11 protein-coding genes and 7 tRNA genes are annotated in these 13,486 nt (G+C 66.6%); 2 read left to right on the forward strand and 16 right to left on the reverse strand.

What is annotated here, in order from left to right; translation table 11 throughout:
• Positions 1-8: 8 nt before the first annotated feature.
• The 10 genes from pdxS to E3T37_RS10495 form a co-directional block, all read right to left on the reverse strand.
• Positions 9-911 (reverse strand): pyridoxal 5'-phosphate synthase lyase subunit PdxS, encoded by a 903-nt coding sequence (pdxS, locus tag E3T37_RS10450; RefSeq protein ID WP_134366724.1) that lies wholly within the window; start codon positions 909-911, stop codon positions 9-11.
• Positions 912-1,010: 99 nt separating this feature from the next.
• Positions 1,011-1,574, reverse strand: a complete 564-nt coding sequence (locus tag E3T37_RS10455; protein ID WP_134366725.1) for an HIT domain-containing protein — start codon at positions 1,572-1,574, stop codon at positions 1,011-1,013.
• Position 1,575: 1 nt separating this feature from the next.
• Positions 1,576-3,498, reverse strand: a complete 1,923-nt coding sequence (gene thrS / locus E3T37_RS10460) for a threonine--tRNA ligase (RefSeq protein ID WP_241976173.1) — start codon at positions 3,496-3,498, stop codon at positions 1,576-1,578.
• 179 nt (positions 3,499-3,677) lie between these two features.
• The gene (locus E3T37_RS10465) at positions 3,678-4,319 is read right to left on the reverse strand and encodes a hypothetical protein (protein ID WP_134366727.1); all 642 of its coding nucleotides are present in this window, start codon (positions 4,317-4,319) and stop codon (positions 3,678-3,680) included.
• Between the two features lie 147 nt (positions 4,320-4,466).
• A tRNA-Val gene (locus E3T37_RS10470) sits at positions 4,467-4,538 on the reverse strand.
• Positions 4,539-4,561: 23 nt separating this feature from the next.
• Positions 4,562-4,635 (reverse strand) — tRNA-Cys (locus E3T37_RS10475).
• A gap of 49 nt (positions 4,636-4,684) precedes the next feature.
• A tRNA-Gly gene (locus E3T37_RS10480) sits at positions 4,685-4,756 on the reverse strand.
• 247 nt (positions 4,757-5,003) lie between these two features.
• Positions 5,004-5,075, reverse strand: a tRNA-Val gene (locus tag E3T37_RS10485).
• A gap of 22 nt (positions 5,076-5,097) precedes the next feature.
• Positions 5,098-5,171: transfer RNA gene (locus tag E3T37_RS10490), tRNA-Cys, on the reverse strand.
• A gap of 49 nt (positions 5,172-5,220) precedes the next feature.
• Positions 5,221-5,292: transfer RNA gene (locus tag E3T37_RS10495), tRNA-Gly, on the reverse strand.
• 165 nt (positions 5,293-5,457) lie between these two features.
• Here E3T37_RS10495 and E3T37_RS10500 point away from each other — a divergent pair.
• A tRNA-Val gene (locus tag E3T37_RS10500) sits at positions 5,458-5,530 on the forward strand.
• 52 nt (positions 5,531-5,582) lie between these two features.
• On the opposite strand, the gene E3T37_RS10505 is transcribed toward E3T37_RS10500, so the two are convergent.
• A complete protein-coding gene (locus E3T37_RS10505; RefSeq protein WP_134366728.1) occupies positions 5,583-6,092 on the reverse strand; it encodes a hypothetical protein in 510 nt (169 codons plus the stop codon).
• A gap of 99 nt (positions 6,093-6,191) precedes the next feature.
• Here E3T37_RS10505 and E3T37_RS10510 point away from each other — a divergent pair, with 99 nt between their 5' ends.
• On the forward strand, positions 6,192-6,902 hold the full coding sequence (locus E3T37_RS10510; RefSeq protein WP_134366729.1) for a M50 family metallopeptidase: 711 nt from the start codon (positions 6,192-6,194) through the stop codon (positions 6,900-6,902).
• 58 nt (positions 6,903-6,960) lie between these two features.
• On the opposite strand, the gene E3T37_RS10515 is transcribed toward E3T37_RS10510, so the two are convergent.
• From E3T37_RS10515 to zapE, 5 genes are all read right to left on the reverse strand, one after another.
• Positions 6,961-8,241, reverse strand: a complete 1,281-nt coding sequence (locus E3T37_RS10515) for an HNH endonuclease signature motif containing protein (RefSeq protein WP_134366730.1) — start codon at positions 8,239-8,241, stop codon at positions 6,961-6,963.
• Between the two features lie 148 nt (positions 8,242-8,389).
• Entirely contained in the window at positions 8,390-9,154 is a 765-nt protein-coding gene (locus E3T37_RS10520) for a YqjF family protein (RefSeq protein WP_134366731.1), read from the reverse strand.
• Positions 9,155-9,180: 26 nt separating this feature from the next.
• A complete protein-coding gene (locus E3T37_RS10525; RefSeq protein WP_134366732.1) occupies positions 9,181-10,626 on the reverse strand; it encodes a flotillin family protein in 1,446 nt (481 codons plus the stop codon).
• A 330-nt stretch (positions 10,627-10,956) separates the two neighbouring features.
• On the reverse strand, positions 10,957-12,228 hold the full coding sequence (locus E3T37_RS10530) for an ammonium transporter (protein ID WP_241976145.1): 1,272 nt from the start codon (positions 12,226-12,228) through the stop codon (positions 10,957-10,959).
• Between the two features lie 201 nt (positions 12,229-12,429).
• Positions 12,430-13,479: a cell division protein ZapE gene (gene zapE, locus E3T37_RS10535; protein ID WP_134366733.1), complete on the reverse strand. Its 1,050-nt coding sequence runs from the start codon at positions 13,477-13,479 to the stop codon at positions 12,430-12,432.
• Positions 13,480-13,486 lie beyond the last annotated feature (7 nt).

Below are 13,486 nucleotides of genomic sequence, written 5' to 3' on the forward strand. Positions count from 1 at the left end.
ACGAGTGACTACCAGCCGCGCTCAGAGAGGCGGTGCGGTGCGGCCAGATCGGACACGTTGATGCCGACCATGGCTTCGCCGAGACCGCGGGAGACGGCGGCGATGACGCTGGCGTCGTCGTAGAACGTGACGGCCTTGACGATGGCGTTCGCGCGGGCCTGCGGGTTGCCCGACTTGAAGATGCCGGAGCCGACGAACACGCCGTCCGCGCCCATCTGCATCATCATGGCCGCGTCAGCCGGGGTGGCCACGCCGCCGGCGACGAACAGCACGACGGGGAGCTTGCCGGTGGCGGCGATCTCGGCGACGAGCTCGTACGGGGCCTGCAGTTCCTTGGCGGCGACGTACAGCTCGTCCTTGCTCAGCGACGACAGGCGGCCGATCTCGCCCTTGATGGTGCGGATGTGCTTCATGGCCTCGGAGACGTCGCCGGTGCCGGCCTCGCCCTTGGACCGGATCATGGCCGCGCCCTCGGTGATGCGGCGCAGCGCCTCACCCAGGTTCGTCGCACCACAGACGAAGGGAACCGTGAAGTTCCACTTGTCGATGTGGTTGACGTAGTCGGCGGGGCTCAGCACCTCGGACTCGTCGATGTAGTCGACGTTCAGGGCCTGCAGAATCTGCGCTTCGACGAAGTGGCCGATGCGCGCCTTGGCCATGACCGGGATGGAGACCTCGGCGATGATGCTGTCGATCAGGTCGGGGTCGCTCATGCGGGCGACGCCGCCCTGGGAACGGATGTCGGCCGGCACACGCTCGAGGGCCATGACGGCGACAGCGCCGGCGTCCTCTGCGATGCGCGCCTGCTCGGCGTTGACGACGTCCATGATGACGCCGCCCTTCATCATGTCGGCGAGTCCGCGCTTGACGCGGCTCGACCCAAACTGCTCGGCGGGTGTGGTTTCAGTCATGGCTGTAATTCTATTCCTTGCACTGGATGGGTTCCGCCCGGCAGGGGCCGGGCGGGAAAGTGTTGCTCGTTCGTGCTCTGCGCTAGTTCGTGCTCTGCGCTAGTTCGTGCTCTGCGGCCAGCCCTCGGCCACTTCGCGGCGAACATCGCCCAGAAGTCGGGGAATGGCCTTAGTTCCGGCGATGATCGGGAAGAAGTTCGAGTCGAGCGCCCACCGCGGGACGATGTGCTGGTGCAGGTGGCCGGCGATGCCCGCCCCCGCGATTCGGCCCTGGTTCATACCGATGTTGAAGCCGTCGCAGTGCGAGACCGCCTTGAGCACGCCCATGGCGATCTGGGTCAGGCTACCAATCTCGGCGACCTCCTCCGGCGACGCCTCGTCATACGTCGCAATATGCCGGTACGGACATACCAGCAGGTGACCGCTGTTGTACGGGAACAGGTTGAGCAGGACGTAGGCATAACGACCGCGGGCAACGATCAGGGCCTTCTCGTCGTCCATCTCCGGCGCCAGGCAGAACGGGCAGTCGTCGGCGTGCGGCTGCTGGCCGTCCTGGATGTAGACGAGGCGGTGCGGAGTCCACAGCCGCTGGAACGCATCCGGCACGGCTGCGAAGTCGGACGACTGTTCGGTTCCCTCGAACCCCCCGGCGTCACGGTTCATCTCAGGCCTGGCCCTGCGTCGTGACCTGGGCGCGCGTCTCGATCGAGGCGACGATGCGGCGGATGGCGTCGTCCACGGGCACCCCGTTCTCCTGTGTGCCGTCGCGGAAGCGGAAGCTGACCGCTTCGTTGTTCCGGTCGTCCTCGCCGACGATCAGCTGGAACGGCACCTTGGCCTTGGTGTGGTTGCGGATCTTCTTCTGCATCCGGTCGTCGGAGTGGTCGACCTGGGCGCGCACCCCGGCGGCTTTCAGCCGGCCCACGATCTCGTCGAGGTAGGGACCGTACTGCTCGGACACCGGGATGCCGACGACCTGCACCGGGGACAGCCAGACCGGGAATGCCCCGGCGTAGTGCTCGGTGAGCACCGCGAAGAAGCGTTCGATCGACCCGAACAGGGCTCGGTGGATCATGACCGGGCGCTGACGCGAGCCGTCGGGCGCGGTGTACTCGAGGTCGAAACGCTCGGGCAGGTTGAAGTCCAGCTGGATGGTGGACATCTGCCAGGTGCGGCCGATCGCGTCGCGCGCCTGCACCGAGATCTTCGGCCCGTAGAACGCCGCCCCGCCCGGGTCGGCGACGAGGTCGAGACCGGATGCTTCGGCGACCTCACGCAGGGTCTCGGTCGCTTCGGCCCACGCCTCGTCGCTGCCCACGAACTTCTTCGGGTCTTTCGTGGAGAGCTCCAGGTAGTAGTCCTCGAGCCCGTAGTCGGCGAGCAGCTTCAGCACGAAGTTGAGCGTGGAGGTGAGCTCCTCCTTCATGCCGTCGCGGGTCGTGTAGATGTGGGCGTCGTCCTGGGTCATGCCGCGCACGCGGGTGAGCCCGTGCACGACGCCGGACTTCTCGTAGCGGTAGACCGAGCCGAATTCGAACAGGCGCATCGGCAGGTCGCGGTAGCTGCGGCCGCTGGAACGGAAGATCAGGTTGTGGAACGGGCAGTTCATCGGCTTGAGGTAGTAGTCGACGCCCTGGCGGGTCATGTGACCGTCGGCGTCGTATTCCGCGTCGAGTTTCATCGGCGGGAACATGCCGTCGGCGTACCAGTCCAGGTGCCCCGAGGTCTCGAACAGGTTCGACTTGGTGATGTGCGGCGTGTACACGAAGTCGTAGCCGGCTTCGGTGTGGCGCTTGCGGGAGTAGTCCTCCATCTCCTGGCGGATGATGCCGCCACGGGGGTGGAACACGGGCAGGCCGGAGCCGATCTCCTCGGGAAAGCTGAACAGGTCGAGTTCGGCGCCGAGCTTGCGGTGGTCGCGCTTGGCGGCCTCTTCCTGGCGGGCCTGGTAGGCGCGCAGTTCGTCCTTGGTGGGCCAGGCGGTGCCGTAGATGCGCTGCAGCTGCGGGTTCTTCTCGGAGCCGCGCCAGTAGGCGGCCGCGAGGCGGGTCAGGGAATACCCGTTGCCGATCATGCGAGTGTTCGGCAGGTGCGGGCCGCGGCAGAGGTCCTTCCAGAGGGTCTCCCCGGTCTTGGGGTCCACGTTGTCGTAGATGGTGAGTTCGGCGCCGCCGACCTCGACCGACTCGTTGTCGGCGCTCTCGGCCGCACCGCCCTTGAGCCCGATCAGTTCGAGCTTGTACGGCTCCGCGGCGAGTTCTTCCCTGGCCTGGTCGTCGGTCACCACCCGGCGCACGAACCGCTGCCCCTGGCGGATGATGCGGTCCATGGCTTTCTCGAGGGCCTTGATGTCGTCCGGGGTGAACGCCTCGGCCACGTCGAAGTCGTAGTAGAAACCGTCGGTCACGGGCGGGCCGATGCCCAGGCGCGCGGCGGGATTCACGGTCTGCACGGCCTGCGCGAGCACGTGGGCGGCCGAATGGCGCAGGATGCTGAGGCCATCGGGCGAGCCGATCGTCACCGGTTCGACGGCATCCGTCGGAGTCACCGTGGTGGCGAGATCCTTGAGCTCGCCATTGACGCGCATTGCGACAACGGACCGGTCGGTGAAAAGCTCAAAGCCGTCAACCACGTGTATAACTCCTCAATATTGTGCGAACCCCTCCAACTTTAGCGGCGCACGTGGCCCGGTCCCTCCTCCCGCGGGTCAGGGCAGCCGGCGGGACAGGTGGGCGAGGGTGTCCGGGGACGCGGCCAGAACCTTGATCAGTCCAGGCCGGCTTTCGGCGGGCCCGCTTGCGGCGGGCTGGGGGTGAACGCGACCGCCACCGCCTGGAGCGTGGTGCCTGCATCGAGTACGCGGGTGAGCCTGGCTGCGATCAGCGGGCTGACGCAGCCCACCCGCCGGCCGGTCGCCGCATGCACCGAGATGCCGTTCGCACCGCAGAGCGGGCCCGGGTCCCGCTGGAGACGCACGGTCGCCCCGGGGTGCAGCAGCCCTTCCCTCGCCACGATCGTGCGGGAGTCGATGTTGCGTAGCCAGATGATCCAGATTCCCAGTCCCGCCAGGCTACGGTCGCCGAGACCGACGAGCCGGCCGGTCGTCGATTCGGTCAGCCAGAGTTCCCCGGCACGGTGCTGTAGATAGAGCGGCGGGAGGCCGCGGATGTCAGCGACGAGGAGGCGGTCGCCGTCCTGGCTGGACAGAAGGTCGCCGGCGACGGAGCTGCGGAGGGGGGCCGGCTGCTGCGGGGGCAGTGCGGGAACCCGTTGCCGCACCGGCGCGTCCGAGATCCGGCGACTGGGAGGCCTCAGGCTCACCGGAGCGTAGTTGGCCACTCGCGTCAGCCACGCCGTGACGACGAGGACGCAAACTGCGAGGAGCACAAACGGCACCAACCACTCCATGAACGATCCTCCCCGTCGAGACTGGTGCACGGCCGGCCGGAGCGGTATCCCCCGTCCGGATGACACCATCGCGCCCTGGGCCAGCGCAGCGCGCGGAAAACAACATCGTGGGATGAAAAAACCCCCGGCGGGCCGGGGGTTTATCTGTGGGCGATACTGGGATCGAACCAGTGACCTCTTCCGTGTCAGGGAAGCGCGCTACCGCTGCGCCAATCGCCCAGATCTTGAATTTTCTCCAAGTCTGGAGGTGGATACGGGATTCGAACCCGTGTACACGGCTTTGCAGGCCGTTGCCTCGCCTCTCGGCCAACCCACCACATAGGGTCCATACCAAAAAGAAACGGCCTTTCGACCGATTCAATTCGAGCGGATGACGAGATTCGAACTCGCGACCCTCACCTTGGCAAGGTGATGCGCTACCACTGCGCCACATCCGCACTGTGTCTGCGTTTCCGCTGACTTGAAAGACTCTAGCCGATTCCGGCCGCGCCCGCCGCACCCTCCCCGGTGATTCTGCCCGGTGAGGCAGAAAAAACAAAGGTTAACCAGGCCTTTTCCTGTTGCCGGTCGGCTTGCGAACTCGTGCCGGTCGCCCGTCGATCAGGATCGACGCGGGCGCGACCGGTGTTCCCCAGGACGTCCAGGGGCAAAGAAAAAACCCCCGGCGAGCCGGGGGTTCATCTGTGGGCGATACTGGGATCGAACCAGTGACCTCTTCCGTGTCAGGGAAGCGCGCTACCGCTGCGCCAATCGCCCAGATCTTGAATTTTCTCAAGTCTGGAGGTGGATACGGGATTCGAACCCGTGTACACGGCTTTGCAGGCCGTTGCCTCGCCTCTCGGCCAACCCACCACATAGGGTACATATCAAAAAGAACCGGACTTGCGACCGATCCAATTCGAGCGGATGACGAGATTCGAACTCGCGACCCTCACCTTGGCAAGGTGATGCGCTACCACTGCGCCACATCCGCAACTGCGCGCATTTCTGCGCGCTTGAAGACTCTAGCCGATACTCCCGTGCATTTTCAAACCGAGCCGCCCCGGCGTGTTGCGGCCCTCTCGATGTGCGCCGCGTCCCCGCTCTGGGCTAGTATCAAGACTCGTGGTTGCAGTTCTTTCACAGTTTTTACCACAATGGGCGATTGGCGCAGTTGGTAGCGCGCTTCCTTCACACGGAAGAGGTCATCGGTTCGAGTCCGGTATCGCCCACAACAAAAAACCCCGGTTCTCCGGGGTTTTTTTGTTTCCACCCTGCCGCGGCCTACTGGACCGGTGCCAGCGTCCGTCTATCGGGCAGGTACACCACCATTTTGTCGCTGCCGTCCACGTCGACTTCAACCAGTGTGTCCACGCCCTCGTGAAGCACCGTGACGCTGTGTCCGGCGATGAGCTCCCCGGCCGCCTTGCCGCCGACGGTGATCCCGTAGTCCTCTGAGAGAAACGTGATCACCGATTCCCTGTAGTCGGCTTCAGCCTGCGCGGTCGCTGCGGCGATCCCGCGGACCTCAGCGTTGTAGGCGACGGAGAGGCCCACGATGTTGGCGGCGATGAGGACGGCGAGCACGCCAATGGCGATGAGTGTGGCCCGTTGGAATTTGACGTAGCTGCTATGCACGAGGTACCAGAGCAGGACCGCGATGACCAGCAGGCCAGTGAGAGGAATCAACGCGATCAGAGCAGCGTGCACCGGGGCGGACTCGCCGGCAGTCTGGTTGGGTTCGACGAAGGGGCCGGGGTTGGCTGCGACGGCGATGATGAGGTTCGCGAGCATGGGCGTCTCCAGAGATATGGGGACTAGCCTCATCAGCCTGCTTGATGACCCCCCACGGAGAAGTTTAGGGGGTTCGCTTCGTGACCTAGGCTGACAACCATGGACGGGCTGGTCGCACTCTGGGGGCAACTCTCCGCACGCAACGAACCGCTGCCGGCGGCCACGGCCTGGCTGACCATCGCGGCCGCCGCCCTGCTCGTGCTGGTGCCGGGTCTGTGGCGCATCGGGCGCCATGTCATCACGATCGCGCACGAGGGCGGGCACGCCGTCGTGGCGACGCTGAGCGGGCGTCGGCTGGGCGGCATCCGTTTGCACTCGGATACCTCGGGGCTGACGGTCAGCAGCGGACGCCCCCGCGGGCCCGGAATGGTGCTGACTCTCCTGGCCGGGTATCCGGCGCCCGCTCTCCTGGGGCTCGGCGCTGCACGGATGCTCAGCCTCGGCTACGACATCGGCCTGCTCTGGCTGCTGCTGGTTGCCCTGGCACTGCTGCTGGTACAGATCCGCAACTGGTTCGGGCTCTGGTCGGTCCTGGTCACGGCGGCCGTCATCTTCGGCATCACCTGGTTCGCCTCTCCCCCGGTGCAGGGCGTCTTCGCCCTGCTGATCACGGCGTTCCTGCTGCTGGGCGCGGTGCGCACCGTGGCGGAGTTGCACCGCTCCCGGTCACGGAGCCGCGGCAGCGCCTCCGACGCCGACCAGCTGGCGCGTCTGACGCACATCCCCGGTGTCATCTGGGTGGCCGTGTTCCTCGTCGCGACGGTCGCGTGCGCTGGGTTCGCCGGACGCTTCCTCGGTCTGCTCGCCTGATCCGGCCGCCACGCCAGCGAACCGGGCACCGGGTCTCGAACGATTCTCAAGGCGACTGTCAGAACGGCGAGGGTTGAGGCACAGATGTCTTCGCGGACTCCCCCGGCGGAGGTTCGGGTTCCACCGCACGGATGACCGTGGCCGGCTCACTCATGAACGCCCGCCCACTCGGTGACCTCCACTGGAGGACACCATCTTCGAGGTGTTTCACGGTCCACCCGGTTTCGCTTTTGAGCGCGTGGCACGGCGGACACAGGTGCGCGAGGTTGTCCTCCGCGGTCAAACCGTTGAACTGCCAATCGAGCGAATGATCGATGTCGGAATGCGCCGCCGACCGGTTGCAGCCGGGGAGCCGGCAGATCTCGTCCCGCACCCGCAAGTACTTCTTGAGGTCTTTCGGCACCTTGTACCTGTCCCGGCCCACTGAGAGCACCACCCCGGTCTCCGGATGCACCAGAAGCCGCGTGAAGCTCGGCGCGCCGGCAGCGATCCGGCGGGCCGTGTCCGCGTCGATCGGGCCGTAACCCTCCATGTGGGCGGGTTCGTCGTTGAGGCCCATGAGGCTGAACACCGGGACCGTGATGTTCACCGAACCCCGGATCCCCTTTCCCAGGCCCGACGGCGTGACCCCATCCAGGATCAGATCCTCGAACACATCCGCCTTCAACTGGGTCAGCGTGCGGTCTTCCTCGGCGCATTGCAGGCTCAGGGCCATCAGCGTGATCCGTTCGTGGGCGGCCTGCGCCTTCTCCGCACTCGCGTAGAAGGTGAGCGAGGCCATGCCGTCCGGCTCGGGCTCGAAGAACACCGCCCGGTCCTTCACCGACTTCTGATGCCGGGCCCTGATCGTCTCGGGGTGCCACCGCTCCCGCAGAATCCGCGCGTTGTACTTCAGCTTCGACGCGGTGAGCGTGCCCGCGGACTTCAGCACCGCGGCTTCGAATTCCGCGCGCCCTTCCTCCGGCACCGACCACGCCTGATTGACCACCACCTGCGCATGCCGGTAGCTGATCTCCCCCGAAGCCAGCGCAGCCCGGGTCGCGGGCAGCTCCACGGCCAGGGCCCGGCACTCCGCGACCAGGTTCTCCGCCGTGCGCTGCGGCACCCGGATCGTGCAGGCCAGCTCGCTGGAGAACTCCCGCTCGGCCACCTCGCGGGCATCCCAGCGGGCACCCGGCACCCGGGCCTTGTGGTGGGCGATCGCCTGCCCGAACCGGCGCGCCTCCTCGACCCGTTCGGCCCGCCGGGCGAAGGCCACGGCGATGTCCCGTTCGGCCTCCGCGATCGCGTCGAAATGCCGGCCCATGGCCTCTCGCTCTTCGATGATTGACGGCTTCATGGGGAACACGCTATGTGCACCCACCGACACTCGCCCGGCATCCGTGGACACCGTGGATAAACCGATCAGACCCGTAGTGTGGAGGAGAAGTCGAAATACTGAAACTGCCGACACCGGCGGCGGTCACTGCACTCAGACCCGGCGACTCTCAGCCGGCCGACCCGAACCAGGTCGTGACCCCAGGCGCGTAGAGCACGGAATCCGGCGGGCGCTCGGCCAACCCGGGGAAGCCCGCCACGGCGAGCAGGGTGTCGTCGAGCCGCAGGAGTTCGGCCTCGTAGAGCGCCCAGGGCTCGTGGTGGTTGCGCAGGTGCACCGTGCGACCGCGGGTGCGGGTGAACAATGCCCAGCGCGCGGTCAGGAAATCGGCGAGGAGGTCCCCGACGACCGGACGGTTGGTGGGACGCACCACGATGTCCGTGTGGGCCGACCCGGTCAGATGGCGCCTGGACGTGTAGTGAAACTCCGGCCCGGCACTCCCCTGCCCGGTGCTCCCCGGACCCGACGACACCTCGAGGCGCGTGCGGGACCACATGTAGGGGATCGAGAACAGGGCGCGGGCCGCGAGCACGGCTGCGAGGCGGGACGCTTCGAGGGATACGAAGACGACGCCTCGGTGACCCTGTTCGTCCACGGCGTACAGCCGCACGTTCACCTCGACGAACGTGCCGAAATACGGGATCGGTGGGCTGCCGAAGACGGTGGCGCGGTCGAGCACGAACGGGATCAGACCGACCCAGCTCGTGCCGTCGAACTCGTCCGGGACCAGCCCGGCCGGGAGCAGGGGCGCCACCAGGGCGGCGTCCACGCGCCAGTGCAAGAACATGAGATGCGACCAGCGCTGACTGGCGGCCGCCCGCCCCGCCAGGAGCGGCGCGATCGCCGAGATCGGGTCCATCGCAGCATCCGTCATCGAACAGTCTCCCCTGGGCTCTGCGGCTAGGCCTCGACGGCGGGAGCAGCCAGGGCGTGGTCGACGTCGGCCTGCTGGGCGGTCGTGAGGGCAGGCACCGGCGTGGACACCTTCACCGCGGCTGCTCCGGCCGCGACACCGCCGACCAGGTTGCCGAGAAGCTCCCGGATACCGACGCCCATCGTCGACTTCAGCACCCCGTCGACCTCGGTGAAACCGGAGGCGACGTTCTTGGTCAGCTGGCTGGCGCCATCCGTGGAAATGACGGTGAGGTTGTCGATGTTCGACATCGGGGCGGCCAGCTCACGGGCGATCTCGGGCAGCATCTCCACCATGCGCAACTGGATGAGCGCCTCGCTCTGCTCAGCCACAGCCTCGGCGGACAGGCGGGTGGCGGTCGCCTCCGCCGTACCGCGGGCAAGGATGGCGTCGGCGTTGGCCTGACCCTCGGCGCGGATCGCCTCGGCATTCGCGATGCGGCTGTCCCGATCGGCGTTCGCGGCGGCCACCGCGGCCTCGGCCGCCGCGACGGCGGTCACCCGGATGCGGTAGGCGTCGGCATCGGCGATGGCGTTCACTTCGGATTCCAGCTCGGCTTTGCGCAGGGAGGCCCGGCGCTGAGCGGTGAGCTCCTGCTGCTGCACGATGGACTGCTGGGCCTTGGCCTCGGCCAGCGGCTTGGCCGCGGCGGCTTCGGCGGAGGCCTTGTCTGTGTCCAGCTGCAGGGCGGCCTTGCGCAGCGCGAGCGTGTTCTGCGCCTCGGCGATGGCCTGCTCGGCCAGGATCGCGGCCTCCTGAGCTTCCCGGTTCGCCTGGTGCTCGGCCACTTCGGCCTGGCGCCGCACCTTGGCCTGCTCGGCCCGGCCGAGGTCACGGATGTAGTCGTTCTCGTCGGTGATGCCCTTGATCTCGAAGGAGTCGACGTCGACGCCCTGGTTGGCGAGGGATTCACGGGCGGTCGCCAGCACGGAGGAGCCGAGCTCGTCCCGCTTCTGGATGATCGTCATGACGTTCGTGCCACCGATCGAGGAGCGCAGCGACCCCGACAGCACCTCCTGCGCGAAGCCGTCGATGTTCTTGTCCTGACCGAGGAAGCGCTGCGCGGCGGCCCGGATCGCTGCCGGGTCGTCGCCGACCTTCACGATCGCGACGGCCTCGACGGTGAGGGTGACGCCGTTCTGGTCCTGGGCGACGGCCGTGATCTCGATCGCACGGCTGCGCAGGCTGATCTTGAACGCCTTTTGGAAGAACGGGGTGATGAACACGCCCTGGCCATGGACGACCCGTTGACCGGATTCCTCCAGGGCCTGGCCGTCGACAATGGTCTTCTTGGATTTCTTGCCGGTGATCACGAGGGCCTCGTCCGGCCCGGCGTTCTTGTAGACGGTCTTGGCGTAGATCAGTCCGATCAGGAAAACGACGACCGCCAGGGCGATGAAGCCGGGGATGGGACTGAGCAGGAACTCGAACATGGAATCCTTCCGTTCGTGCCGGCGCCGGTGGGCGCGGGCACGGGAATGAGCTGGGCGGTGCGGCGGTGACGTGCGTGAGTCCACGCTATCGGCACCGGCGGCATCCGGATCAAAAATGGAACTGGGGGCCGGGGAAAAAAGAGGGCCCGCCCCGGTCTCGACTGAACGGGACCGGAGCGGAGCGCTCGCACCGTTCGGGTCAGTGCGAGCATCGTGAGCATGGCTCAGTTCTGCCAGCCAGTCAAGGAGTGTAGAAGGGCGACGGCGCAGCCGAAGGAACCGGATGCGCCGCCGCCCGTGGAACGACAGGTGCGGTGAGTGGAGCTGCCGCTACACGGTGTCGAGCGCGTAGCCCTCTTCGCCGTGCACGATCGTGTCGACTCCGGCAACCTCGTCTTCGTTGTTGATGCGGAAGCCGATCGTCTTCTGGATCACCCAGCCGATGGCGTAGGCCATCACGAAGGAGAAGATCGCGATGCTGAAGGCGGCCAGCGCCTGCACGCCGAGCTGGGCGAAGCTGCCCGTGTCGAGCAGGCCGATGCCCGAGCCGACGATGCCGATGAACAGGGTGCCGATCATGCCGCCGATGAGGTGGATGCCCACCACGTCGAGGGAGTCGTCGAAGCCCCACTTGAACTTGAGGTCGATGGCGACCGCACACACCGCGCCGACGAGAACGCCGAGGACAATCGCCCAGCCTGGGGTGAGGATGTTACAGGCCGGGGTGACGGCGACGAGTCCCGCAACAGCACCGGATGCCGCACCGATCGAGGTGGGCTTGCCGTCCTTGATCTTCTCGACGATCAGCCAGCCGAGGATGCCGGCGGCGGGTGCGACGAGCGTGTTGACCCAGGCGAGGGCGGCAACACCGTCGACGGCAGCTTCCGAGCCGGCGTTGAAGCCGAACCAGCCGAACCACAGCAGCGACGCACCGAGAAGGGTCAGCGGAACGTTGTGGGGCTTGGAGATGCCCTTCTTGAAGCCGACGCGCTTTCCGAGCACCAGGGCCAGAGCGAGGCCGGCTGCACCGGCGTTGATGTGCACGGCGGTTCCACCGGCGAAGTCGTTGACTCCGAGGGCGGCCGGAGCCCAGCCGTCGGCGAGGTTGAAGACCCAGTATGCGACGGGGAAGTAGACCAGCGTCGACCAGACGGCGGCGAAGATGAGCCAGGCGCCGAATTTCGCACGGTCGGCGATCGCTCCGGAGATCAGGGCCACAGTGATGATGGCGAAGGTGGCCTGGAAGCCGGCGAACGCCAGCCCGTTCAGGTCGGGGTTCAGCGTTCCGTCTTCGCCGGCGCCGAGCAGGCCGGTCAGGCCGAGGAAGCTGGTCGGGTCGCCGAGGAAGCCGGGGATGAGCGGAGGCCCGAAGGCGAGCCCGTAACCGAAGACGACCCACAGCACGCCGACGACGCCCATGGCGCCGAAGCTCATCATCATCATGCTGATGACGCTCTTGGCCTTGACCATGCCGCCGTAGAAGAAGGCAACACCGGGAGTCATCAGGAGCACGAGGGCTGACGCGACGAGAAGCCACAGGGAGTTGACGTTCAGGCTTATTTCGTCTGTTGTGGCGTTCATCAGGACTGACAGTTCAACCATGGATATGGTTACCTCTCTCTAACTAACAGTGATTGCCGTCGACGTGCACAGGGTGAGCATTGATCGTGTCTCGGCGGGTACAGAGTCAGTTTGGAGTTGTCAGGTTTCGGGAAGTGCGCCGGTATGTTTCGGCCGCGTTACGCGCCGTGCGACGGTGTTAACATCGCGTTTCCCGCCAGACGGCCACCGGGCCGGCCCGGGTCAGTCGTGCGGCGGAAGCTCTCCCGTGGTCAGCGCCACCAGGCGCGACTGGGACCGCTGGTACTTCTTGCGATAGCCGCCGGAGAGCATTTCCTGGTCGAAGACCTCGTTCAGGGGCTGTCCGTTGGCGATGATCGGAATCTCCGCGTCGTAAACGCGGTCGATGAAGGCCACCAGGCGCAGCGCATCCGTCTGATCGGTCAGCAGGTAGACGTCGGACAGGGCAATGACGTCGATTCCGTGGATCATCTTGATGTACTTCGACGGATGCACCGTGCTGAGATGACGGATCAACGCGCCGAAATCGTCCAGGGTCACCGCGGAGCCGCGTTCGACCAGCGCCGGCACCATCTGGTCCAGCTCGTCCCGGCTCACGGCGATGGCATGGCCCTCGATGTCACGGCGGCGATAGTCCAGCCCGTCGATGCGCACGATTTCGAAATTGGCGGACATCGCCTGGATCTCGCGCAGGAAATCGATCGCCGCGAATCGGCCCTCGCCGAGGGAGTTCGGCGGCGTGTTGGAGGTGGCCGCGACCCGGGTGCCCGAGGCGACGAGCTCGCCCAGCAGCCGGGTCATCAGCATCGTGTCGCCCGGGTCGTCGAGTTCGAACTCGTCGATGCAGATCAGTCTGGCGCCGGACAGCTGCTTGACGGTCGCCGCGTAGCCGAGGGCCCCGACCAGCGCGGTGTACTCGATGAAGGTGCCGAAGTATTTGGGGCCGGGTGCAGCGTGCCAGAGCGCGGCGAGGAGGTGGGTCTTGCCCACACCGAACCCGCCGTCCAGGTAGATCCCCGGGAGTTCGGGCTTGGCCTTGCGGGTGCGGGAGAAGAACCCGCTGGGCCGCTGGGGCAGCCAGGCCCCCGCGAACGTGTTCAGGCGTTCGACCGCCTCGAGCTGCGACGGGAAATTCAGGTCCGGACGGTACGACTCGAAGGAGGCGTGCTCGAACTGGGGCGGCGGCACGAGCTCCGCCACGATCTCCGACCCGGTGATGCTCGGAGAGCGGTCAGCCAAACGGTGCACCTGACGGAGGGCGTGTGGAGCCATGCTGGAA

The organism is Cryobacterium sp. TMT2-10 (assembly GCF_004403075.1).
GTDB lineage: Bacteria > Actinomycetota > Actinomycetes > Actinomycetales > Microbacteriaceae > Cryobacterium > Cryobacterium shii.